Origin of the sequence: Spirobacillus cienkowskii (genome assembly GCF_037081835.1) — a bacterium.
In the GTDB taxonomy this organism is placed as follows: domain Bacteria; phylum Bdellovibrionota_B; class Oligoflexia; order Silvanigrellales; family Silvanigrellaceae; genus Silvanigrella; species Silvanigrella cienkowskii.
The window spans coordinates 481,985-506,067 of record NZ_CP146516.1; the positions used below are offsets into that span (position 1 = coordinate 481,985).

26 protein-coding genes are annotated in these 24,083 nt (G+C 33.1%); 10 read left to right on the top strand and 16 right to left on the bottom strand.

From position 1 onward, the window contains the following. Positions 1-10 precede the first annotated feature (10 nt). The 5 genes from Spiro2_RS02115 to dnaK all read right to left on the bottom strand — a co-directional run bounded on the left by Spiro2_RS02115 (position 11) and on the right by dnaK (position 6,525). A complete protein-coding gene (locus tag Spiro2_RS02115; RefSeq protein WP_338636717.1) occupies positions 11-1,945 on the bottom strand; it encodes a DUF4105 domain-containing protein in 1,935 nt (644 codons plus the stop codon). 2 nt (positions 1,946-1,947) lie between these two features. Next, on the bottom strand, positions 1,948-2,478 hold the full coding sequence (locus Spiro2_RS02120) for a DUF3015 family protein (RefSeq protein WP_338636718.1): 531 nt from the start codon (positions 2,476-2,478) through the stop codon (positions 1,948-1,950). Between the two features lie 28 nt (positions 2,479-2,506). Next, entirely contained in the window at positions 2,507-3,001 is a 495-nt protein-coding gene (locus Spiro2_RS02125) for a DUF3015 family protein (RefSeq protein ID WP_338636719.1), read from the bottom strand. A gap of 135 nt (positions 3,002-3,136) precedes the next feature. Next, positions 3,137-3,817, bottom strand: coding sequence for a hypothetical protein (locus tag Spiro2_RS02130; RefSeq protein WP_338636720.1), 681 nt, complete (start codon positions 3,815-3,817; stop codon positions 3,137-3,139). Between the two features lie 794 nt (positions 3,818-4,611). Next, the gene (gene dnaK, locus Spiro2_RS02135; RefSeq protein ID WP_338636722.1) at positions 4,612-6,525 is read right to left on the bottom strand and encodes a molecular chaperone DnaK; all 1,914 of its coding nucleotides are present in this window, start codon (positions 6,523-6,525) and stop codon (positions 4,612-4,614) included. 272 nt (positions 6,526-6,797) lie between these two features. Between dnaK and Spiro2_RS02140 the strand changes: the two genes are divergently transcribed. Genes Spiro2_RS02140 through Spiro2_RS02150 form a run of 3 tightly spaced genes read left to right on the top strand, consistent with a single transcriptional unit; the run spans position 6,798 to position 9,247 of the window. After that, positions 6,798-7,466, top strand: a complete 669-nt coding sequence (locus tag Spiro2_RS02140) for a DedA family protein (protein WP_338636723.1) — start codon at positions 6,798-6,800, stop codon at positions 7,464-7,466. Positions 7,467-7,496: 30 nt separating this feature from the next. Beyond that, positions 7,497-8,180 carry a site-2 protease family protein gene (locus Spiro2_RS02145; RefSeq protein ID WP_338636724.1) on the top strand — a complete coding sequence of 228 codons (684 nt, stop codon included), beginning with the start codon at positions 7,497-7,499 and terminating at the stop codon, positions 8,178-8,180. Then, positions 8,180-9,247: a hypothetical protein gene (locus tag Spiro2_RS02150; RefSeq protein ID WP_338636725.1), complete on the top strand. Its 1,068-nt coding sequence runs from the start codon at positions 8,180-8,182 to the stop codon at positions 9,245-9,247. The genes Spiro2_RS02145 and Spiro2_RS02150 overlap by 1 nt, the downstream gene beginning before the upstream one ends. Before the next feature lie 16 nt (positions 9,248-9,263). On the opposite strand, the gene Spiro2_RS02155 is transcribed toward Spiro2_RS02150, so the two are convergent. Beyond that, complete coding sequence (locus Spiro2_RS02155) at positions 9,264-10,628, bottom strand: tetratricopeptide repeat protein (protein WP_338636726.1); 1,365 nt, start codon at positions 10,626-10,628, stop codon at positions 9,264-9,266. Positions 10,629-10,735: 107 nt separating this feature from the next. Between Spiro2_RS02155 and Spiro2_RS02160 the strand changes: the two genes are divergently transcribed. Beyond that, entirely contained in the window at positions 10,736-11,653 is a 918-nt protein-coding gene (locus Spiro2_RS02160) for a chemotaxis protein CheX (protein ID WP_338636727.1), read from the top strand. Between the two features lie 61 nt (positions 11,654-11,714). Here the strand turns inward: Spiro2_RS02160 and Spiro2_RS02165 are convergent, their stop codons facing one another. The 10 genes from Spiro2_RS02165 to rpmH all read right to left on the bottom strand — a co-directional run bounded on the left by Spiro2_RS02165 (position 11,715) and on the right by rpmH (position 19,034). Continuing rightward, positions 11,715-12,638, bottom strand: coding sequence for a flagellin (locus Spiro2_RS02165; RefSeq protein WP_338636728.1), 924 nt, complete (start codon positions 12,636-12,638; stop codon positions 11,715-11,717). Positions 12,639-12,872: 234 nt separating this feature from the next. Continuing rightward, positions 12,873-13,835 (bottom strand): nitronate monooxygenase, encoded by a 963-nt coding sequence (locus Spiro2_RS02170; protein WP_338636729.1) that lies wholly within the window; start codon positions 13,833-13,835, stop codon positions 12,873-12,875. Between the two features lie 32 nt (positions 13,836-13,867). After that, a complete protein-coding gene (locus tag Spiro2_RS02175; RefSeq protein ID WP_338636730.1) occupies positions 13,868-14,071 on the bottom strand; it encodes a hypothetical protein in 204 nt (67 codons plus the stop codon). Beyond that, a complete protein-coding gene (locus tag Spiro2_RS02180) occupies positions 14,068-14,883 on the bottom strand; it encodes an enoyl-CoA hydratase/isomerase family protein (protein ID WP_338636731.1) in 816 nt (271 codons plus the stop codon). Before Spiro2_RS02180 ends, Spiro2_RS02175 begins: the two co-directional genes overlap by 4 nt. Positions 14,884-14,904: 21 nt before the next feature. Further along, positions 14,905-15,726: a hypothetical protein gene (locus tag Spiro2_RS02185; RefSeq protein ID WP_338636732.1), complete on the bottom strand. Its 822-nt coding sequence runs from the start codon at positions 15,724-15,726 to the stop codon at positions 14,905-14,907. A gap of 153 nt (positions 15,727-15,879) precedes the next feature. Further along, entirely contained in the window at positions 15,880-16,545 is a 666-nt protein-coding gene (gene scpB, locus Spiro2_RS02190) for an SMC-Scp complex subunit ScpB (protein WP_338636733.1), read from the bottom strand. Positions 16,546-16,563: 18 nt separating this feature from the next. Beyond that, entirely contained in the window at positions 16,564-17,124 is a 561-nt protein-coding gene (locus Spiro2_RS02195; protein WP_338636735.1) for a hypothetical protein, read from the bottom strand. A gap of 141 nt (positions 17,125-17,265) precedes the next feature. After that, on the bottom strand, positions 17,266-18,240 hold the full coding sequence (fmt, locus tag Spiro2_RS02200) for a methionyl-tRNA formyltransferase (RefSeq protein ID WP_338636736.1): 975 nt from the start codon (positions 18,238-18,240) through the stop codon (positions 17,266-17,268). 76 nt (positions 18,241-18,316) lie between these two features. Further along, entirely contained in the window at positions 18,317-18,814 is a 498-nt protein-coding gene (folK, locus tag Spiro2_RS02205; protein WP_338636737.1) for a 2-amino-4-hydroxy-6-hydroxymethyldihydropteridine diphosphokinase, read from the bottom strand. 67 nt (positions 18,815-18,881) lie between these two features. Continuing rightward, complete coding sequence (rpmH, locus tag Spiro2_RS02210; RefSeq protein ID WP_338636739.1) at positions 18,882-19,034, bottom strand: 50S ribosomal protein L34; 153 nt, start codon at positions 19,032-19,034, stop codon at positions 18,882-18,884. A 187-nt stretch (positions 19,035-19,221) separates the two neighbouring features. Here rpmH and rlmB point away from each other — a divergent pair, with 187 nt between their 5' ends. The 6 genes from rlmB to Spiro2_RS02240 all read left to right on the top strand — a co-directional run bounded on the left by rlmB (position 19,222) and on the right by Spiro2_RS02240 (position 24,035). Further along, positions 19,222-20,169: a 23S rRNA (guanosine(2251)-2'-O)-methyltransferase RlmB gene (gene rlmB, locus Spiro2_RS02215; RefSeq protein WP_338636741.1), complete on the top strand. Its 948-nt coding sequence runs from the start codon at positions 19,222-19,224 to the stop codon at positions 20,167-20,169. A 32-nt stretch (positions 20,170-20,201) separates the two neighbouring features. After that, on the top strand, positions 20,202-21,119 hold the full coding sequence (locus Spiro2_RS02220) for a polyphenol oxidase family protein (RefSeq protein WP_338636743.1): 918 nt from the start codon (positions 20,202-20,204) through the stop codon (positions 21,117-21,119). 131 nt (positions 21,120-21,250) lie between these two features. Beyond that, positions 21,251-21,667 carry a preprotein translocase subunit SecE gene (gene secE, locus Spiro2_RS02225; RefSeq protein WP_338636744.1) on the top strand — a complete coding sequence of 139 codons (417 nt, stop codon included), beginning with the start codon at positions 21,251-21,253 and terminating at the stop codon, positions 21,665-21,667. Positions 21,668-21,704: 37 nt separating this feature from the next. Beyond that, a complete protein-coding gene (gene nusG, locus Spiro2_RS02230; protein WP_338636745.1) occupies positions 21,705-22,325 on the top strand; it encodes a transcription termination/antitermination protein NusG in 621 nt (206 codons plus the stop codon). A 122-nt stretch (positions 22,326-22,447) separates the two neighbouring features. Next, positions 22,448-22,834 (top strand): PilZ domain-containing protein, encoded by a 387-nt coding sequence (locus tag Spiro2_RS02235; protein ID WP_338636746.1) that lies wholly within the window; start codon positions 22,448-22,450, stop codon positions 22,832-22,834. Between the two features lie 25 nt (positions 22,835-22,859). Continuing rightward, positions 22,860-24,035: a tetratricopeptide repeat protein gene (locus Spiro2_RS02240; RefSeq protein ID WP_338636747.1), complete on the top strand. Its 1,176-nt coding sequence runs from the start codon at positions 22,860-22,862 to the stop codon at positions 24,033-24,035. Positions 24,036-24,083 lie beyond the last annotated feature (48 nt).

Consider the following 24,083-nt stretch of genomic DNA (forward strand, 5'->3'; position numbering starts at 1 on the left):
TATTATTAATCTAAAAATAAATTTTTGTAGTTAATTTAGCTTCATTTTCTGAGTTTTTATTTAAATAACTAAGTTGCACAGAAAAATTCCTAGAAATATAATAAGATAATATTGCTTTACTTTCTGATGATAATGTAATGTTATTTTTATTAAATCTGTTTCCAAGTTCTGTGGTAACTATAAATTTTATTTTTGAGTTAATTTGTTCTACATACCCAAAAAGAAAAGTAGGACCAAAATGCCAACCAAAATTTCTAGAATATCCTGTATCTAAATGAAGAAGTGAATAAAAAAATCGATTGTTTTCTTCTCCAAATAAAGTAGCACCAACGCCAAACTTTAAATAACCTCGTTCATACTTTGCCTTTTCGTTAAAGCCAAAATTATTTTCTAGTCCTAAATCAAAATGCCAGGCTAAAAATTCTATATTCTCAAGATTTTTTGGCAAAGACATGATTTCTAATAAATGAAATTTGCGTAGTTCAAATTTTTTGTCTGTCACATTATAACGAAAAGTTGTATCGAGAAAGCCTATACCTAAACTATTACTATAACCTAAATCACTATCTTCATAATTATGCAGAGCGGGGCGCCACTGAAGTTCTGTAAAGTAGCTTTCAGCAAGTACACTACCCACACTCATTGCGACCATTCCAGAATCATGCCCTATATGAGGCGGATTTGATTGTGGTTTATTTTCAGTTTTTTCTAATTTAACAGCGTCTTTAGCTCTAGATAAAAGTAAAGTATGTCTTAGTTTTCCATATTTAACTAGATCGTTTGAGCCCACAAGTTTTTCTTTGTAATCAATATATTCTAATGTAGAGTCGATAACATTTGCTTTACAGTATTTATCACAATTCGAAAACGTATTTTCTAAAATGTTATTGTTTTCAACAATATTTTTTAAAATTATACTTTCAGTATTATTGAGTAAAGCAACCTTTGTGACATAGCGCGACAGAACAGAAGGTCTGTAAGTGACATTTGTGACAAAATTAGGAATATTTTCTACAATTCTAATTGTATCAGAAGGAATTGCATATATTAAAGCTTTATTTGTTAGAAAAAGATCTGGTTTAGCAGCCTCTAGCAAGGCAAGCATAACGTATGCGCAATTATCATCTAAATAGTAATAATCAATATAAGTCCAGCCAACTTCCCAAAGCAGTAGCTCAAGCAATTTAATTTCATTTTTACTAAAGTTTAACTTATATTCCCACAAGTCTCGGCTTTCATAATTATTATATTCTTGAATTTTTTGATAATATGGTAATACAGAAAATTTTCCTTTATAACCTCCAAGCAAACCTTTAAAAACAAATAATAAATCTTTATTTAAAGGAACAAATGCTGAAAAATTAGTGATATCGTCAAGTAATGCAGAATCACTACTTTCTACTGCTTTTCTGTGAAGTCTAAGAAAAGTATGTCCAAATAAAGAGCCTGGGCCATCAGCGACATAATTTGAAAAAACTAACGAAATACCATTATACTCAAGATAGTTAATAAAATTATTTAATTGGTTACATTCTTGTTTAGGAATTTTCTCGGTATCAATTTGTAATTCTTGAATAAGAAAATGCATTCGTGCTGGGTATTTGCATTGAGGATGCATAGAAACTTCATTGATTTCTATTAAGCTAGAATTGAAAAATGCTGTTAGTGTTGCAATAAGTTCTTCTTCAGGATTATTTCGCCCATTTTTGGCAAGAAAAAATTTAGAATCACTAACCAAGCTTTTTTGCTTTAAACTAAAAGTTTTATCTGGAATAAATAAGATTTTTTTCCAAGCTCTTGCTTCTGCAGTTTTGAGTTTACGAGCTTTTTGGATAAGTACGTTTAGGTAACTGTTTTCATTTGCGAGAGAGCTTTTTGATACTAATATTATGTTTAAAGTAAAAATAAAAAAAGCACATATTAAATAAAATTTTATAATCATCATTTTTAAATTAGGCGTTCACAACTTCCAGAAAGAGTATTATGTTCTTTTAATTCTTTTTTGTAATTTTCTAGCACTACAGTTGGTTCAGAAGAATCAAATAATTTATTGTAGTTTTCTTGGCTTAATTTTAAAAACTGCTCTTGAGGACAGCCAAATACTTCTGCTAGTGCAGAAATATGTTCTCCATTGCCTTGAGCTGCTTCTTTGTTGAGACTCGAAAAGTTTGCAGCCATAAATACTTCTTGTTCTTGTTTTAGAGCCATATCACTGCGTGGTGCAACGCAATTTGAAGTACCAGAAGACATCGCAAAGGTTTGCGTGGGTCCAAAAATATTATTTACAACTGAGGCTCCTATTTGAGGCAGCATGTCTTTTTCTTTTATAAATATTGAGGCTACACCACAACCACTCATTCCATAGGCTTCAGTGCTTTTGTAGTTACCTTTTTTGGCAAAGGGGTTTTGTGAAAAGGCTTTGTTGCTCAAAACAAAAACAGATAATGCAGAAAAAATAAGTAATTTTTTAAGTTTCATAAAATTTGCTCCCGAATAAAATATTAAGTTAAATTATTAAGCTGCATCCATTGACTAAAACAGGATCATTTTTGATTTCTGATTGAATGACTTCGAGTGCAGCCATACTTCCGGGAGATATAAATATTTTTTCATATGAGTTTTGTAGTTTTACTGCAAAGTTAGGATAAATATCTTTTTTGCAACCAAATGTGCTTGAAAATGCTTTTAAAGATTCACCATCTCCTTGAGCAATTTCTTTAGACAGCGCAGAAAAGTTATCTGCAATAAATCGTTGTTGTGCGGTGAGTGCAACTTCTTGTGAAGGCTCTAAGCAGTTTGAAGTTCCTGATGTAATACCAAAAAACTGGGAACCAAAAAGCGATCCATTTGTTGTTGCAGCAAAAACTTGATTGCCATTTTCTCCCATCACTTGAGAACCAAAACCACATCCTGCCATACCAAAAGGGGATTTTGCATAGCAAAGTGAGGTGATACCTAAACTTAAAAGAGCGGTAGATTGTAAGATTTTCCTGAAAAGCATAGGAAGCTCCTTTTTTAAAGCATCTAAATTCCTGTTACTTAATAGTAAATTAATTTCTTAGAGTCAAATAATATTTAGTAAAAAAATTGAAAGTTAATTGTATTTTTATATTTATTTATTTTTTAGTTATACAAATTAATTTTTTACAGGATCTGTGGGTTCGGTAGGTTCAACTGGGTCTGTAGGTTTTACGCCAATTGTATTACCACAAACTGTTGCATTGTTAATTAAATTAATTATTCCAACATTATTTTTAAATACAACGTCTCCATCAACTCTAACATTATCAAGATTTAGTGTTTGGCTAATATTAAGAAACTTACTAAAGCTTCTGATAATAATATTTCCTTTAATTAACGAATTTTTAATATAATTATTTCTACCCCAAAGAATTATATCTTTTTCAAATGTCGTTTCATCTGCGTTTAAATCGCTAAATATTTTGGCAACATCATTTACAGTTGAATAAGCTATTGTTGTACTTCCAAATACAGTTAACTTTTTATAACTAGAATTGTTTGTAAGAAATGTGCCACTAAAAATAGTATCAGAAAATTTTGAATTTGATATACTGCTGCTTCCATATACTTTTAGTTTATTTACAAATGTTGAATCATTTGCACTAAATGTTCCAAAAATATTTGAATTACCCGATAAACTACAGCTACTAAATTGGCTTGAACCATATACATCAATGTCAGTATAGGTATCATTAAAACAAACAAATGAACCGTAAATTGCTTCACCATAAACGTTAGTCGCTATGGTTTGAAATAAAAAAGATAACACTAGATATAACTTAAATTTTAATTTCATACGACCTCCTTAAAAATTTTTTCTTAATACATTTAACATTTTTTTGGATTGCAAAAATTTATCTATTAATATTAATTGATAAGAGATTTAATGTCAAATTATGTTAAAATAAAATTATTCAATTGATTGTAAGTCAACTATCTTCAGAGAAAGGATATAATTTGGGGGCTTCTTTTGAAATTTTTGTAGGTGCTATATGAACACTAGTACCTATATCTATAGAATGCAATATAAATTAAATTTTAATCACAATTATAAGTCTAGTTTAATTTGATTTTATTTAAGAAATTTTCTGGAAATATTGAAAAATATTTTTTTTAAATTCATATCTTGTTAGTTCATTTGTATCAATGACATCAGATAATTTTTAGATGTCATCAATCCTACATCTTTTTCTGTTGACTTAATTATTTTTGTAATAAAGTTCTTTGCTTATTTGTCAAAATTAAATACAGGTTTTAATTGTTTTAAATCGCAAATTAAAATTATTTTGGATTCTTTCTTTAAAGAAATTTTAAACTTATTATCTTTGATTGTTTTTTTATTTAAATTTACTTTCTTGTGTAATTAATTTTAAAATAACAAAAAATTAATAAAAACTTACTGAAAAGGAGTATTTTATCAAAAATTACAATAATAGAGAATATTAAGTTGTTCAAATTTGTAGATTGATAAGAAATTCTTTTAACTTGTATCTTTAAATTTATATTAAAAGTAATTTATTTTTGTGAATATTAAAAAACCCCAGTAAAGAAAGATATTCTTACTGGGGTTTTAACCAAATGAGTTTTTGCTTACTTGCTAGACTCAAATTCTGCATCAACCACGCCATCTTTGTTTTTAGAGTTGGTTTGGTTGCTGTTGCTTGCATCAGGATTAGGCGTACCTTGATCTTGTTGCGCGCCTGCGTTTTTGTACATTTCTTCTGCGAGCTTGTGTGCTTTAGTTTCGAGAGAAGCAATAGCTGCCTCAAGAGCCTCTTTATCTTCTGCTTTGGTTTCTAGCACGCTGCGTGCATTAGAAAGTTCGCTTTCTAGCGCAGACTTCATATCTGCTGGCAATTTATCGCCGTTTTCACGAAGATTTTTTTCTGTTTGGAATACAATTCCATCAAGTTTATTGCGTGCTTCAATTGTTTCTCGACGCGCTTTGTCTGTAGCAGCATTGTGTTCTGCGTCTTCTTTCATGCGCTTGATGTCTGCTTCAGAAAGACCGCCGGAGTTAGAAACAGTAATTTTTTGTTCTTTGCCAGTTCCGAGGTCTTTTGCTGACACTTTAAGGATACCGTTTGCATCAATATCAAAAGTCACTTCGATTTGAGGAATGCCGCGAGGTGCTGCAGGGATGTCTGCTAAGTTAAAACGACCTAAACTTCTGTTGTCGCGAGCCATTTGACGTTCACCTTGGAACACACCAATTTCAACGCTAGTTTGGTTGTCTGCAGCGGTGGAGAAAATTTGGCTTGCGCGCTTTGGAATTGTGCTGTTGCGTTCGATCAGAGTGGTGAATACGCCACCCAAGGTTTCAATACCTAGGCTAAGCGGAGTCACATCTAAGAGAAGCACGTCTTTAACTTCGCCACCAAGCACGCCTGCTTGCACAGCAGCCCCTAATGCCACAACTTCGTCTGGGTTAACAGTACGATTAGGTTCTTTATTAAAGAATTTTTTAACTTTTTCACCAACTAATGGAATACGAGTGGAACCGCCAACCATGACCACTTCATCAATTTGATCGATAGTGAGTTTTGCATCACTCAATGCTTTGCGGCATGGTTCAATTGTTTTATCGATAATATCCATAATCATTTGCTCAAACTGCGAACGCATTAGGCTCAATGCAAGGTGTTTAGGTCCTGTTTGATCGGCAGTTAAATAAGGAAGATTGATGTCAACCTTAGTTTGGCTTGAAAGTTCGATTTTTGCTTTTTCAGCAGATTCTTTTAGACGTTGCATTGCCATAGGGTCTTTAGAAACATCAATAGACGTTTGTTTTTTGAACTCTTCAACTAAAAAGTCAATAAGGCGCTCATCAACGTTGTCGCCGCCAAGGTGGGTGTCACCGTTAGTAGAAAGCACTTCAACCACGTTATCGCCAACTTCAAGGATAGACACATCAAATGTACCGCCACCGAAGTCGTAAACTGCGATTTTTTGGTTGGTTTTTTTGTCGAGCCCATATGCTAAAGCGGCTGCTGTAGGCTCATTAATAATACGAAGAACCTCAAGGCCAGCAATGCGGCCAGCATCTTTAGTCGCTTGGCGTTGGGAGTCATTAAAGTAAGCAGGTACTGTGATAACAGCTTGAGTGACAGTCTGTCCAAGATAGTTCTCTGCTGCTTCTTTAAGTTTTTGAAGAACTTTTGCAGAAATTTGTTGTGGGCTTAAATCTTTGCCGCCAATTTCAAATAAAATATTATTATCTGATCCTTTTTTTACAGAGTATGGCATTTTGCCGGCTTCGCTTGAGCGTTCAGAGAAGTGGCTACCAATAAAACGTTTTGCTGAGTAAATGGTGTTGCGTGGGTTTGTAACTGCTTGGTTGCGCGCAGGACGACCAACAATAAACTCGCCATCGCGTGTGTAAGCAACCACAGAAGGGGTTGTACGCTCGCCTTCTTGGTTTGCAATCACTTTTGCTTGACCATTTTCCATAACTGCAACCACCGAGTTGGTTGTTCCTAAGTCGATACCAATAATTTTACTCATACAAAAAACCTCCGAATAGGGATGACAATAAATCACTTTTGTTATTTTTTAATGTAGGGAAATAGTAGTACTTTTATTTACTTAACGCTAAGCTAAAAGTACAGGGCCTCTTTTTTCCCTGCTTGCGTGGAACATAAGCACCCATTTTCTACTGTCAATATAGAAAGTAATAAAACTATATTCTTTCTTACGTTAATGTTTGCAGGGTTTGACAGTATCAGATAAATGAGCATATGAAGAGTTTTTTTTTCTTAAGATTTTATGGAGTCGTTGTGTTAAGTTTAGACAGTCTCATATATTTCTTTACAAATTATGGTACGATTGCTGTTTTTGGAGTTCTTTTGTTATGTGGATTTGGCTTGCCAATTCCAGAAGACATTACCTTAGTAGCTGGTGGCTTTATTTCTTCCTTGGCATGTCCAATAGAGGGCTCATTTCTACATGCTTTTCAAAATTGTGACTCTGTACATATCATGCTTGCTATCTCTATGGCTGGTGTTCTTTTAGGAGATAGTGTGATGTTTTTTTTAGGTTATATTTATGGAGAAAAGTTACTTAAAATAAAATTTTTCTCTAGAATTGTGACACAAGAAAGATATCAATGGGTGCAAGAAAAATTTGCGAAACACGGATTTTGGTTTATTTTTGCAGCCCGTTTTATGCCGGGTTTGCGAGCGCCTATTTATGTTGTTACGGGAATTACAAAAAAAGTCAGTTACTTAAAGTTTTTTTTAACAGATGGAATGGCAGCAATTATTAGCGTCCCTATTTGGGTTTATCTTGGGTTTTGGGGTGAAAGGCAACTCAGTGATCTAGAAGTTCTAGACTATTATATTAAAAAAGGTCAGTTTGGAATTATTGGGTTTGTTGCGATAGCGCTTGTAACGTTTTTGGTTATTTGGTTTGTAAAGAAAAAAATTAAAGAAAAAACAGGGTTTTAATTACTTAAATTTTTGTATGGATTTTTAACAATGAATTCTAGTGTTGAGTTTATGATTATTAGAGGAATTATCCTCTATTTAGGTTTTCTTTTTGCGATTACTGTTTATCAAGGAACTATTGCAATAGTTGCAAGAAAGCTTGGTGATCGTTCTTTTACCACAAATCAAATGGCAACAATAAATCCGTTACCTCATATAGAATTATTTGGAACTGTGATTTTGCCACTTATGGCAATTATTTTACATGCCCCATTTATTATTGGTTGGCCTAAGACTTTTAGTCTTGAAACACGTTACTTTGCAAAACCAAAGCGTGATATTAATATAATTTATATTTCAGCCGTTGCAGCAAATTTTTTGGTTGCATTTATTGTTATGGTGATTTTTCGTGCGATTGGGGGCGGAACTTATTTATTAAATCCTGCCACTGATTTATCTAATCCTGATTTATTGATAAAATTTATTATAGGATCAATAGGGATTACAAATGCTATTTTAGGTGGATTGTATTTATTACCTATTCCAAATTTTTCTGGTTGGCAGTTACTTATAAATAATGTTTCTTATAAATTGTCTCAAAAGCTACAAGAACATGCACTAACAATTTCAATTGTCTTTTTATTGCTTATAATTTTAAAGATATTTAATTTTTACTTTATTTTTATTGCAAATCTATTTTTTGTTGGTAGCAATACATTTATGGTTTTTGGTTAATGAATAAAAATTTTTTGTATACTATTTATAGTCATTCTGATGCTGATGGGGGGATAGCTGCCGCATTATTTACTAAATTTCTTTACGGTAAATACGGTAAATATGGTTGGAACGTAGTTGTACAACCAGTAAATCATGTTTCTTCTGAAGGAGAATGGAGTTTAAAAGAAATTTTATGGCCATGTGCGATTTTAGACTTTACCATCCACCCCTCCTTTTTAAGTAACAGGTTTTTTTTAAATAAAACAATTCAAGACAAGCAACTTGACGACGGAAACATATTGCCACATTGTTATTGGATTGATCACCATCCTACAGGCTCAAGTTATCCTTTTTTATCAGAAGCAAATACCGCTGAACTTATTCCTAATGTTATAACAAAATGGGACACTTCAGCGATAAGTACACCAGGATTGTTAAGAAAACATTTTCATGAACTCGAATTCCCCGGGAAAATAATTCAAGATTACGAAGAGTTTATTGATTTAGCAGAAATTATAGATGGCGCAATGTATGTTAATTCTGAGGCAGCTCATGATTTTTCTTCATCTGCAGTAAAGCTACAAACTTTATTTAATGCAAGTCATGGAATTATTAATAAAGAAGCTTTATATAAAAAGCTAGTCAAGCAAATTGTAAAAAGCCCAAGTGTTGAGGATTTATTTGATTCTGATTTATTATACTCTAGTATTATAGATTTTGAAGAACAACAATTTAATAAGCAGTTAAGAGCTTACAAAAAAGTAATAAAAAAAGAAGGTATAATCGCTTTTTCTGATTTTTCAAAAAGTAACGAATATAAAGGTATGGGTAGATTTGTACCTTATTTATTGTATGCTGAATGTAATTATGCACTTCATGTTTTTCCAAGTTATCAAAAAAATACTTATTCTGTTTCTTGTGGAATAAATCCTTGGAATAAACCTAAAAATTCTTTTAAGCATTTAGGCAATTACTTTGCTAAAAATTTTGCTGGGGGAGGACATGCATATGTTGCAGGGGGTAAAGTAAATGATGAAAATTTTTATAAAATTAGAAAATTAATAGATTTTTTAAATGAAGAATAATTAATCAATTGTCAATTTAATCTGTTCCAAAAGTAATAAATTCTTCATCTGTTGCAGAAGGTGCTACTGCTTTTTTAGCACCATCGTTGTAACCTTCCATAATAAAATCTAATTGCGCATTTGTTAACAAATATTTGGATTTATTATCTTGAGAGTTAGTTTGAAGCTGAGCTGGCGGAATTTTACTTTGAACAGGCTGTTCACTGGCTTCTTTTTGCAGTTTTTCTAAAAGATTTTTAGACTTAACGTAACTATTGGAGCTTTTTTCATACGACTTTTTAGCAAATTCAAGAGCTTTTGGGGTATCTCCCATTTTAGAATAAGCCAATGCAATATTGTAAAGCAAAAGATACTCTTTTTCTGGAGCATCAATGATCTTCATGGCATTACGATAAAGTGAGATACCATCATTGAATTTTCCTGCTTTAACAAGCAAAACTCCTTTATTATTAAAAAAACTGGCAAGTTCTCCTCCTTTTTTTAATTTTGCAAGAACTTTTTTGCTTTCTTCAATGCGCCCTTGAGTTGCTAGCACACGTCCTAGGCCAAAAGCGGCACGATCATCAGTAGGGTTGAGTTTTAATACACTTTTAAAATTTTCTTCAGCTTTATCTGTTTCGCCATTGCCAAGGCTAAGTTCTCCAATAACCAGGAGTCTGTCGATATTGTGTGGACTTAAATTTTTTGCTTTATCTAAAGCTTTCATTGCATCTTCAAAACGATCTGTTTTGATAAAAACTTTTGATAATAGATTTAAAGCAGGAATATGGTTGGCGTCAATTTTTAAAATTTTGTTTAAAAACTCTTCTGCCTTTTTTATTTCTTGCGTTCTAAGTAAAAGCTCGGCATATAAAGTTAAAAATCTAAGAGAACTGGGCTCTTTTTTTAAGCGCGGTAATAAAATTTCTTCAGCAATTTTATAGTTTTTTTCGATAAGTGCATTTTTAAATTGTAATTGAAAATTGCGATCACTATCTTGATTTTTTTGTTGCTCTTCCAATTCTTGAAAACGAGTTAAAAATTCTTTTTCACTAATTGGTTTTGATAAAATTTCAAAAAAATAAAATTCTGAGATAATTGCTTTGTCTTCTTTACCAATGCTTCCAACTAAAGGTACACAAAAAGTATCTCGAATTTTTTTATTTGCATGTGTTTTAATATATTGAACCAAAGCAATGCCAGAAAAAATTGGCATTCTGACATCGACAAATACAATATCGTAAGGATTTGGGTTTGTTTCGAGTTCTTTAAGCGCGTCTTCTGCAGAAAGAAGGCCTTTGTAATGTTTTCTGCCCATTTTTCCAAATATTTTGTTCATTTGATTAATAATGTCTGGATCGTCATCAACAACCAATATGTTATTGAATATAACCTGTGTCATTTTCCCCCCTTCAGCTTGCTATAGATTTTAACATAGCCAAACGATACCTATAAATGTCAGTTAATTGCTATTACCTATAAAATTAGAAAAGGGGTTATAAGTTCGTTATGGCGCCCCCTAATTCGTTAGAAAAAAAACTAGACCGATATTATAATGATATTATTGATAAACTTATGGAGATTGTTGAAACACACAAAAATGTATTGGGAGAACAAAAAGAACTTAAAAAAGATGTTGCAAAACTTAAAGAACATTTACTTGAAGCAAAAACTAGTATTGAACAATTAGAAACTTTAGTTTCAAATATTAACCGAGCAGCAGCTTCTGTTTCACACTCAAACCAAGCAAACACAGTCATTTTGCCTGCCTCTCAAACAGTTGTTGTGTCACAAGCCACCCCTACCATTTCGTCGCAACAGCAACAGAGTCAAACAGTGAGTGCTCCAGAAGAAAAAGTCGTTAAAGCTCCGCCTGCAAAAGAGCCTCCTACACCGCCTCCTAAAGCAGAAGCTCCTGTTAAAAGGAGCTTAAAAGAATTTTTAGCACAAGAAGTTTCGATCTTTGATGTTAAGGTGTTAAATGCCTTCATCAAAGCGACTAGAGAAGTTGTCAAATCAAATGCCTTAAAAGAACCCAGTTTTATAAAACCTATCATAGACGGTAAAATGCAGTTTCCTATTACAGTTGCGGGGCGTATGCAACTTGCGCGTGATAAAGGAAAAGGCGCGATGGCTTTTTGTTTATGTCAAGAATCGGCAAGCGAAATAACGCGTGCTGTGTTGTGTATGCCTGAACAAGAGACGCTGTCTTCTAATGATATTAAAGACGTAACAAGTGAAATTTGTAATCAAATTTGTGGAAAATCAAAAGTTAACTTAAAAAATGATGGCTATAGTTTTGATATTGGTTTGCCAGAAATTCATCAAGGAAAAACGTCTGAAATAATGGAATCGTTAGGCAAGCCAAATGTTGCTTTATTTTTTGAATTTAATAAACAGCCTTTTTATATATTTTTTTGGGGTTAAATTTTTTAATCTAACCCCAAATTTGTTTTAGGTATTATTTGAATTTGCAAAAAAAGATCGGTTATTGTAACAAGCGAAGCGCCAATGCTGGAATTTGATTTGATTGTGTTAGCACAGACACGCCAGATTGTTTTAAAATACTTGTTTGTGCAAGTTTTGCAGATTCTTCTGCAAAATCTGTATCACGAATACGGCTGTTTGTTGCGGCGTTGTTTTCTGCTTGAATGCTTAGCTGATTGATTGTTGAATTTAAACGGCTTTGAATCGCACCCATTGTTGAGCGGAAAGACGAAACCTTAGTAATTGCATCATCAATTACGCTAATAGAGCGTTGCGACATTTCTTTAGTCGAAACGCTTGAAATGTCATCCTCTTCAGAAGTCCCTAAATTTAAGCCGTCTTCATCAACAGAGGCATTAATACTGCTAAAATCAATACGAATAACGTTTGTTGGATTTGGGTTATCAAGGCTATCTGCAGATTCAAAAAAGTTTTTACCAACTTGGATTTCTAGAGGAAATGTATTTGATCGTTTAGTTATTTCTTCGTCAATTCCATCTTGTTCTCCAACTAAAAGAAGTGTTCCGTTGAATTCAGTTGTTCTAGAAATACGGTTAATTTCATCTTTAAGCTGGCTAAATTCTTTATTTAAAAAATCTCTTTCAGTATTACCAATTGTATCACTTGCGCCTTGAATTGAAAGTTCGCGAAGACGGGTTAAAATGTTACCAATTTCGTTTAATCCACCTTCTGCGGTTTGAATCAGCGACACACCATCATTGGCGTTGCGTCTTGCCATAACTAAACCACGGTAATCAGCTTTAAGCTTTTCGCTTATTGCAAGCCCTGCGGCATCATCAGAAGCTTTATTAATGCGAAAACCTGAAGACAACTTTTCCATTGAAAGATTGTTCATGTCGTTACTTATTGTTAAGTTACGTTGTGCATTAAGCGACTGCACATTTGTTGCAATACGAAACCCCATAGCAAATAACCTCCTAAAACATGGAACCTTGATAGTGCTGTTGAAAAAATTTTTGTTTTTTCTTTAGCAAGGTGCATTTTTTTTGACAGTGTCAAAATTGCATTATTTTAATCGTTATTACTCAATTTCTCTTTAGTTATTTTTATAAATAATTAATTGATTAAAAGTATTTTTTTTCAGTTAAATTTATATTATTTTTATTTTTTTTGATGTATTTTTGTAAATAATTAAATTTTATATTAGTCTAATTTTTGCTTCTAAAAATTCTTTTTTTAAATTATCAACGAAATTGGCACAGGTTAAAATTTCTTTAATTTCTGAAACAATTTGACCAACTTCAAGTTCACCTTCTTGAATATTGCCATTTAGAATTCCTTCACGCGCTCTGCCTTTACCTAAAATTTGTAATAACTCTTCTTTTGATGCGCAGCGATTTTCTGCTTCTTCTATTTGTTTAGAAAAAGGATTCTCTAGAAGTCGCACTGGTACAAGTTTTTTCATTCTTAAAAACGTTGCATTGAAAGTCGCATCACACATAGCAAGTTTAAAATTGTTGTGCGCAGAGCTTTCTTCAGTTGCAGCAAATGCAGTTCCAATTTGCACGCCCTCCGCACCCAGAGCAAATGCTGCCAGAATTCCCCTACCTGTTCCGATGCCCCCTGCAGCAATGATAGGGATTGAGAGCTTTTGATAGAGCTGTTGTAATAAGACAAGGGTTGTGATTTCGTCTCTGCCATTGTGTCCTCCCGCTTCAAATCCTTCGACAACGACGGCATCGACTCCTGCATCTTGGCATTTTTTTGCAAATTCTGGAGTGCTGACTACATGGACCACGGTGCAGCCATTTTGCTTTAAAAAAGCAGTCCATCGCTTGGGAGAACCAGCGCTTGTAAAAAAAATACGAATTCCTTCTTCTAATGCTGTGTTTATTTGTTCTTCTGTTTTTTCGTACAATAAAGGAAGATTAATACCAAATGGTTTAGGAGTTAGGCTTTTTGCTTTTTTAATTTGGCTTCGTAGCACGTCGGGCTTCATGCTTCCGGCACCGAGCAATCCCAAACAACCTGCGTTAGCGCTTGCCGCCGCTAATTTTGCCCCACTGACCCAAACCATTCCTGCCTGAATAATTGGGTGTTCGATTTTAAATAGATTTTGAATACGATTTTGAGGCCATATGTCACCTTTTTCCGCTTCCATATTTTCTCCATGAAACTGATAGTTTTATACAGTTATTTTTCTTTTGACTTAATTTGGTTAGTGTTATTTTTAAGTTTATTGATGGTTTGATTTTCGATTTCTTTTTTTCTTTTTGTGACTTCTTTGTCTATATTAGAGGGAGACGTTGGATAAAGAGGTTCTGGTGGTAACTTAACACCACATGCTGCTGTAAATATAAAAAAAGTTAAAATAAAATATTTTTTATAATTTTTCATTTGCTTTTTACCGAGAAAAAATTATGAATTCTTTTTTTGTGTTCTTCTTTTAAAAAATATTTATTAAATATATTAATGTCATATTCATAAAGTAAGCTTTTATTTAAAATTTTTTGTCTATTCATAAGATTGTCTCTTATTGGTTTAGGACAATCAATAATATTATCTTTCCATTTTATTAAATTTTGTTGGCAGGATTTGGCTGTTGTAAACGTTTGATCGACAAGTCCCAAACGGAGTAATTGTGTAGAAGTAAGACTGCATTTACCAACCTGGAGTGCAGCAACTTTTTTAGGATACAAGTTTGGGCATAATTCTGTTAAACGGAGCATGCCATTCCAACCAGCAGGAATCCCAAAACGAGTTTGAGATAAATGAAAGTCATAGTTTTTTCCAACGCTCCATCTAAAATCTGTTGCTAGCGCCAATTCAACTCCCCCTCCATATGAAGGTCCCGAAAGAATGGCAACAGAAGGAATCGATATTGAGTTTAACAGATTACAAAAAGAGCGAATAGATGCACCGTATTGTTGGCAATCTTCTAAAGAATTATTTTTTAAATCCTTAAGGTTACCACCACTTGAAAAAACTCCAGTAACAGCTGATTTTAAAACAATAAGTACACAATTATAATTGATTAAGAATTCTTCAAAAGTGCTTTTTTTATTTTCAAAATTAAAAGAGAGACTTTGCATAATGTGAGACATGCGAAGGCTTATTGCATTTTTTGTTGATGGGCTATTTAATACGACATAGCATATGTTTTCTTCTGCGTGTATTAAAAACTCTTCTCCATCAACAAGTTTAACCATAATTTTGCTCTCTTTCGCTTTTTATTTGGATTGAGCATCAACTTCTATAATATTATTTTTATTAGAATTATGCACTTGAGTTGTGCCTGGAAGTGTGGCAAACGGATCACTTTTAACTTTGTTGTTTGTCCCTGAAATCGCTGCATCAAATGCAGATAAATGCTTTGAGCGCGAACCAGCAGATTGCAATTCTTTATCGAGATCAATTTTTTCTACTCCATTTAATTCAGTAGAAAGTTTTGCAACAGCTTTAGATTTTTGTCTTGCATTACGAATTGCTTCCAAGTTTTTAGAAGACGAATCGGTTGAAACTCCAGCCAATCTATCGTTAAGATCTTTGATTTTTTGTGAGCTAATGATATCGGCAACGGTTTCTGCTTCTTCTTTATTTAACATGTCAATTTGTGCTTGAAGTTCTAGCAAACGTGCTTTGAATCGTTCGATTGATTGTTGTTGTTCATCAATCTCTGTTTCAAGCTCTTTAATGCGTTGTTCATTTTTTTCTGCTTTGTCTGCAAGTTGAGTGTATGCACTCTTATAGCGTTCGTCAGGATTTTTTTTGTACAGTTCTATGGCGCCATTCATTTTATGTTGCAGTTCTTCATTTTCGCGAATTATTTTTTTTACTTCGTCGGACTTCATTTCTCGTATGCGGATAAGTTCGGCAATTGCTTCTCTCATCTCTTGATAGTCTTTTGTCCAGTCTTCTTTGGTTTTGCGAAATTGTGAGCGAATGGCATCGGCGCTTGAAGCAACCATTTTATCAGCCATTCTTTCTGTTTTACCTTGCGCAAGTCCAAAAACACTTGCAAAAAATCTTCCTAAACTATTAATAAAACTCATAAAATTCTCCTAGAAAAAACAAAAATAACACAATTTTCAAATAATGAGATCGTGTTAAAAGTGTATAAATAATAACAGTTGTTTTAATATCTGTTAAGCTGTTGGTGGATTTTTCGAGAACAATTTTTTTTAATATTATAGCTCATTAGAGGTTCACAACCCAATTTCTGATGAAGGCATGTTTTCTTGTGGGGGAGTTTCTATAGAAGTTAGCGCTAAAACAGCCTTTTTTTGATCATCGAGATTCATTTGTAAAGATCGTAAACTAGGAAGTTCGCTTAAGCTTGATAATCCAAATATTTCAAGAAATTTTGGTGTTGTTTTGTATTCAAGCGGATTGCCAACTTCTTTTCGTGTACCAGAGGCATAAATTAAATCTTTGTCTTTTAACGTTTGTACAATAGAAGAACTATCAACTTGTCGCAGTGCATTAATTTGTGCTCGTGTTATTGGCTGCCTATAAGCAATTATTGCAAGTGTTTCAAGCGCATTTTTGCTTAAAGAGCGTGCTTTACCAGAGTATTGTTTTTTAATTAACGGGAGATATTCATTTCGAGTTTTGAGCTGGTACTTATTATTGTTTTCAGTTAATTCAAACGCTCTATTTTGGTAATCGTAAACAAGGGCTCTAAGTGCCATGCGAACATCGGATAAAGAAACTTCTCCAACCCAATTTCTGATTTCTCCTGCTTCTAATGGCATGTCTGCTACAAACAGAATGGCCTCAACTTTTAATTTTAAAATTTCAAACACAGATTTATTTGAATTTTGAGGTGAAGCTTCATTATTTAAAATTGTAAGAGAATTTTCTTCTTCCATGATTAACCTTATTGACGATTACATATTATCTTTATTTTTTTGTCGCTCTTTTTTAGGAGCTTTTTTTTCAAGCGGTTCGTTAACGATTTGTGCTTCGATTGTGTTTTTTTCACTAATCCGTTTTTTGGCATCACTAATTAGAGTTGAAGCAATGTTATTTCTAAAATTTTTAATTGATTCTATACTAGTAGGTGCATTGCTCACAACAACGGAATTAACATACCTAATAATTGGGATAATATTTTTTCCATTATTGTGTTCTACTAGAATATTTGTGATTTCATCACGAATTTCTGGAGTAACAGAATTTTCAGGTTGTCCTTTTAAAACTTTACTGACAACATTTGAAAGCATTTTTTCAATTTCAGAATTTGTTTTATGGCTAAGGACATTCACTTTTCCCATTAAAATTTGAATTTCTTCTTTAGAAAAAGTGCGTGCTGTATCAACGGCCTTTCGGGCTAGACCCATCATATTTTTGGGATGAAGGTTTTCCTGATTTTTTTTGAAGGTATCAATGATTTTGTTCGAATTCATACTTTTAATGTTATTAATAAAGGAACTGAATTTACTATCCATTGCGTGTTTCCTTGTATTTTTTAATAGCCTTTTAGGCAAAACTCTATAGCCGAAAAAGTAACTACTGATCTCAAGAAATTAATACCTCTAAATTTCTCATACACCAAAATATCAAAAAATCAAATTAAAAATCTTTTGATTTCAAAAATTTATTTTAATTTCTTGGTTTCGTATTCCATTTTGAAAGTCTTTTGCAGTAACAGGCTTTTTGCCAGGAAGCTGCATTTCAAGAACTTCTAAAACAGAGTTGTTACCACAACCTAAACATAAAGACTGTGGAGTAAAAAATAATTCACCTATTTTTAAATTTAAAGTATTTTTTGAAACTTTAGTTGTAATAATTTTCATTTCTATGACATCTTCGTTGAGTGATATAGATAGCTTTGTTCCAGGCCAGCCTGCAAATGCGCGAACTTTGTTGTGAAGTTTGGTGGCATTTATGTTGAGATCGAGTTTGGCTTCTTCGGGTTTGATTTTTTCGGCATGGGTTGCATTATTGTGATTTTGTTCGCAAGGAGTCATTTTACCAGAAACATAATTTGGTATTGACTTAATTAAAAGTTCTGTTCCTTTTTCAAATAAAACTTCAAGAAGCTCTGGAGATTTTATATTTTCATCAATAATAAGTTTTTCTTGTACTAATATAGGACCAGCATCCATTGCAGCAACCGAAAGTAAAATAGATACTCCTGTTTGTGTATCGCCGTTTTCGATGCAGCGTTGTACGGGCGCTGCTCCTCTATAAAAAGGTAACAGACTTGGATGAATATTTAATGTTCCATAATGAGGTATAGCAAGAAAACTTTTTGGTAGATAATTGCCATATGCAGCTGTAATGCAAAGGTCTGGTTTTAATTCTTGTAACGTTGCAATAAATTCTGGTTCTTTTGCTGATTGAGGAGTTAACACGGGAATTCCGTGTTCAAGCGCAGCAAGATGAACGGGAGAGGGAGTTTCTTTACCGTTTCGGTGAGATCGAGCCGGTGGTTGGCTGACTGCAAGAATAATTTTAAAAAGATGAGAATGTTTTTGTAAAGCAAGTAAAGATTTTGCAGCAACTTGGGGAGTTCCTAGAAAGATAATTTTTAATCTGTTATCTGGTTGAGAATAGACCATAATTAAAGCACCTATGTCATATTTTATAGTCAATGAGTGATGTTACTCATTAGCTGTTGCGTGTGTGAGGTTAGTGTTAAAGAAAGTGTTTTGCAAGAAAGTCTTTAGAAATGCATAAGTCTTCTTCCACCATTTGTCGCCAAAAGTCCCTGTTGTAGTATTCTAAATGAGGAACAAAAAAATCAGGTTGTTTTTTAAAAGAAAACGGCTCGCACAAAGAAAACTGAGAACTCGTTTTTTTTGCGCAAAATAAAATGTCAATATCTAGTTCTCGCGGGCACCAGCGGCGATGTCTTGGATGTCCAATAGTATCTTCAATTTTAGTAATAATTTTATAAAGTTTTATTGGTGTGTAAACTGTTTCAACTTCGCAAGCAAAATTGATATAATATTCGTGGTCAGACGTATCAAATTTTGGATGTTGGAGTGGTTCTGTTTTTCGCCAGGGTGACTGTTGAACAATAAAAACATGCTCTTGCAATAGGCGCAAAGATGTATTTAGATTTTGAATCCTATCTCCTTGATTGGAGCCAAAAGCGAGTACATATTTAAAAGTATAGTTAGAATTAAGCATTATTTATTTAGCTAAAAATACGAAAAAAAGGCGCATGGTGCGCCTTTTACTTAAGTAATTCTAGATTTTACTTAACGTAAACTGTTGCTGCTAACAAGGAGCGACCCTTGCTGCGACGGCGCTTGATGATGTTGCGTCCATTTTTAGTTGCCATACGGGCACGGAATCCATGTTTACGCTTGCGGACTTTATTACTTGGTTGAAATGTTCTTTTGCTCATGTTGAAAATCCTCTCAAATCATAGGAACCACTTTGCTAGCATAGGTGCTCGATTCGTGCAAGTAGAAATTTTAGAAATTGATTGCCTTGAGCCTTTATTTCTTTGCTTTGACTTTGATCAATTATGTGGCATAGCTTCTGTGGGCATAATTTGTATAGTACCTTCTTAATATGAAAGAAGCTTTAGTATGATAGATAAGAAAAAAAGAAGTTTTGCAAAGCCAGGCAAAACCACTCCAAAAACAGAAAAAAAGTATTTTAAACAACAAGAACCATCTAAAAAATTTGATAACTCCTCTAAATCCGAGAAAAAAAATCAAGGACAGGCAATAAAGCTCAAGAAAAACCAACCCAGAGAACTTTTTGTTTGGGGAAGAAGAACTGTTGAAGCCTATTTGTCAAATTTGCACCAGCTTAAAAGTATTGAAAGCGCAAAGTATGGACTGCACATTATTGTTGATAAAAGCAATAAGGCGCCAGCACAATTAAAACCAGCTGTGGAGTCTGCGCAACTACTTGGAATTAAAGTAGTTCCACACAAAGACGCAGAAGAAACCTGGCCGTTGGCTGATACTTCTGAGGTTCTCAACCATCAACGGATTTGCTTAAAAATTCCGGAATACCCAGTACAAAATATGACAGATGCTTTAGAGGCAGTTAAAGCAGCAAATCAAAACTCAGTTCATGGCTGTGTGGGCATTGTGCTTGATCAGGTGCAAGATCCTCGCAACTTTGGAGCAATAATTCGTAGTGCGGCGTTTTTTGGAATTAAATTTGTAATTTATGGAACAGATAGACAGGCTGATATCACATCATTAGTGTTAAAAACCTCCGCAGGAGGAGCCTTTTCTTTATCCTTAATTCCTACTGTGAATATCAATCGTGCGTTGCAGCAGCTTAAAGATGCTGGTGGATGGATTGTTGGTACTGCATTGAGTGAGGGAACTGTCTCTTTAAGTGAGTTGCCAAAGGATAGAGCATGGGTTGCGGTTTTAGGCAATGAAGGCAAAGGGTTACGGCATGAAATCACAAAAGGTTGTGATTATATTGTAAAAATTCCTGGCGGTCAGGGGACTGTAGATTCTTTAAATGTAAGTGTGGCAGCGGGAATTTTGTTTCATAGCCTTACTCCTTAGAAATTTAGTAGAAAGGGGAGTTTCCTTAATTTATGAAACTTTTTAGCCATTTATGCCCAAATGACTACCCCTTTTTAATTCCTCAAAGTTTTTTTAATGTCTTTGAAGGTGAAAATATCGCCATTTCAGAAAATCCTTATTTATTAAGTTCTTTAGGTTTGGCAATTCCTAGCTTAAAGAATAGGGTTTTGTTTTCGTTAAATGACCCATTGCCTCACTCTTTTATTTTAAAAACTTTTCATAGCAGTAAAGTCGTAGAAGCTTGTGATCCTTCGCCTCGTGGTGATGCGCAGTATTTGGTAACCAATGTGGAAAACATTGCTGAGGTGTTTCACGAAAAAAAATATTTAGCAATAAAAACTGCAGATTGTTTGCCTGTTGTGTTTTGTTTTCGGAAATCAAACGTGTTTGCAGGTGCAGTTTGCCATGCCGGGTGGAGAGGATTTTCTGCTCAAATTTTACAAAGTACAGTAGAATTGCTAATACAAAAGGTCGCATTATTTAATATTAACCGTTTTGAATTTTTGGCCTCATTACAAATGTTTATTGGTCCAGCTATTTTTGGGGTTAGCTACGAATGTGGTTTGGATGTTCAAAAAGCTTTGAGCCAGCACCGAGATGTGACTTTTTCTAACTATCATTGTGAGGATAAACTTTACAAATCCTTATTTGATTGTTGTTCTGATTTAACCAAAGATTCTTCGCTATTGCCTTATTTATTAAATCAAAAGCGTAAAATAGAGGTTGCAGACAATGTAAAAGTCTATCCTGATTTGCAGCTGCTTGCCGCACTAGAAGCGGTTGTGATAGGGCTCAACCAAAAAAATATCAGTATATTAAGAGAAAATACGTATGGTCACCCTACACTGTTTAGCTTTCGTCAAGCGACCCATCGTGATATTCCCAAAGTTACACACCAGTGGACGCACCTGTGTTTTATTGATGACTAAAGTATGCTAGCTTTTTGGTGCACATCTCGTTGACATATTTTTGCCTTGCTCAACTTCAAGAAACCGTGTTAGCTCTTAAACATTTATGGGGCGTTTTGCCGTTATGGCACCCAGTAGGAGACAAAAAGCAAATGAATGATGTATCTCACGTGGCTTATCGATATGCTGCTTTATTTTATTCTATTATAGCAGCATATTTTTGGTATCTTTTTTATTCTTTATGGGTTTTTCTTGGTAAAAATTATTTACCACAAGACGTTTCTAATATATTTAGTATTCAAAACAGTAACTTTTATGCTGTCAGCATTGGTATAGCGACCTTGTTAACGACAATTGTTGTTGGCTCTTTGCTTGCGCATAAAAAGTTGAAAGAATTTATTGTTGACGTAGGTGATGAGTTGTCTCGTGTTGCATGGCCCACACTGAAAGAAGCTCAAAAAACAACTGTAATTGTTATTGCCCTCGTCATAGTTTCTTCTATTGTCTTGTTTTTTGCAGACACTGTTTTTTTAAGAATTATCAATCTTATAATGAGTACTGCTGCATAAATTACAATAAAAACTATCACGCAAGGAATATAAAAAAATGGCTGAACCCAAAATCACAGATATTGACAACACATCCAAACCAACTTCATTTACCCATGAAAGATTTAAATGGTTTGCGGTCTTAACTCAGTCTGGTATGGAGAAAAAGGCAAAGGCAACCTTAGAAGAGCGCATCAAAAAACTCAAAATGAATGATTATTTTGGCCAAATTCTAATACCTACGATGACAGTCGAAAAAATTGACGAAGGCGGTAAAAAGAAAAAGGTAGAACAAAAAATGATGCCAGGTTATCTTTTTGTTCAAATGGACCCAGAGCATAAGGCAACGTTTGGTTGTGTTAAAGATACTCCAAAAATTTCTTCTTTTATTGGTGCCGCAGCAAATCAAGATCCTAAACCTGTACCAGACGAAGAGATTAGTCGTATATTTAACCGTGCCGCTGAAGCAAGCAAATCGGCACCTGCAAAACCTTTGACAGCCTTTGAAAAAGGCGAAAAAGTTAAGGTTATTGACGGTCCATTTACTAATTTTGTGGGCGATATTGATGAAGTTAAAGCAGATAAAATGAAGCTTCGCTTGCTCATTTCTGTTTTTGGTCGCGCAACACCTGTAGAGCTAGAATTTAATAAAGTTGAAAAACTTAAAGATGGTGAATAATCTTCATTAAACTTTGTTTTATTATTGGCATAAAAAAAAGGAGCTTTAAAAGCTCCTTTTTTTTTAATATACTAAATTTAAATTTAAAAATTAAAACAAACAAATTTTGAGGTTATCTGTAAATGAATTTTTCGAGTGACAGCAATCATTCAACAGAAAAACGATCGGAAGATCGCTATATGAGTTGTATTCCTGTTTTAATTCAAAAATTACACGGCTCGCAAATTTGTGAATGTACGTTAATAAATATTTCTCAAAATGGATGTGCTGTTAGAGTTGAAAAAGGTAAAATTCAATTTAAAACTGATGAAAATTTTTTATTATTAATGGATCCAAATTTATTTGATTTTAAAGATGAAAATACAATTAAGTTTCAATGTACCTGCAAAAGAATTGATTTTGAAAAAAATATAATTGGCGCAACTTTTGTAAAAAATCAAAATAATAATTTTGAATATTTAACTAAAATATTAAATTATTTTAAAAAAATAAGTGAAAATGAATATTGAAACATGAGGAAAGGTTTCTTTAATTATGTCTCAAATATGTGAATTATCAAAAGATATGACTTATCTAATTATTGATCAAAGCGAAGGATTTCGTAATTTAATTTCAACATTTCTAAAATTCTTGGGATTTACAAATATTTACCAATCAATTACTACCAGTATTGGAATTGAAATATTAAGTAATAAAAAAATTGATTTTGTAATATGTGAATTAGATATGCCGGAAATAAATGGTATTGAATTGCTTAAAGAAATAAGAGATTCATCAGAAATTTCAAGTATTGCCTTTTTAATGATTAGCAATAATGCTACAAGAGAAGATATTGCTTTGCTTGGAGAATATGAAATTGATGGGTTTTTGAAAAAACCATTTTCATTTCATGATTTATCGCAAAAAATTCCTAGCTGCGTGATCAATAGTAATGATCCTAACAAAATAGAATTTCATTTTCAAGAAGCAAAATTATTACTAAAAAAAGGAACGTTAAATTTAGCTTTAAATAAATATGAATGGTTGTTAAAAAAGTTGCCAAAATCGTCTAGAGCACGAGTAGGATTATCAAAATGTAATAGGTTGATGAAAAACTATAAACGATCGATAGAGCTATGCAAAGAAGCAATAAATTCAAATTCTTTATTTGTACAGTCATTTGATGAATTAGCACAAAGTTATATGGCAATAAATAAAATAGAAATTGCACTAGATCATTTTAAACAAGCATTTTCTTTAAGTCCAAATAATCCAATTCGCTACGAGAGAGTTGCAAACTTATTAATCGATTGCCAAAGATTTAAAGAAGCAGAAGAAGTACTCGAATTGGCTGTAAATAATGGGGTTGTTTATCCTAATATCTATGAGCAATATGGGAAAACATTATTTTATCAAAAAAAATTAGAAAAAGCTTCTCTATATTTTGAAAAAGCTTTGTTGTCTGATCCTAATAATAGAAGTTTAATTAACTTAATGGGAATTTGTTTAAAAGATTTAAATAAACATGAAGAAGCTTTAAAATATTATAATAATGCCATCAAAGCCTTTCCTACTGATACAAAAGTACTATTTAATAAAGCACTATGCTTTTATGACATGCAAGAATTCGATAAAGCAAAAAAGTTGATGGAATATATTTTAAAACTTGACCCACGAAATGAAAAAGCAATAAAAAAGTTAGAAGAGTTGAGTGTTTTAGAGTTTAAATAAATTTTAATAAGTATTGACAATAATTGATTTATTTGAGAGTTCTAGTTT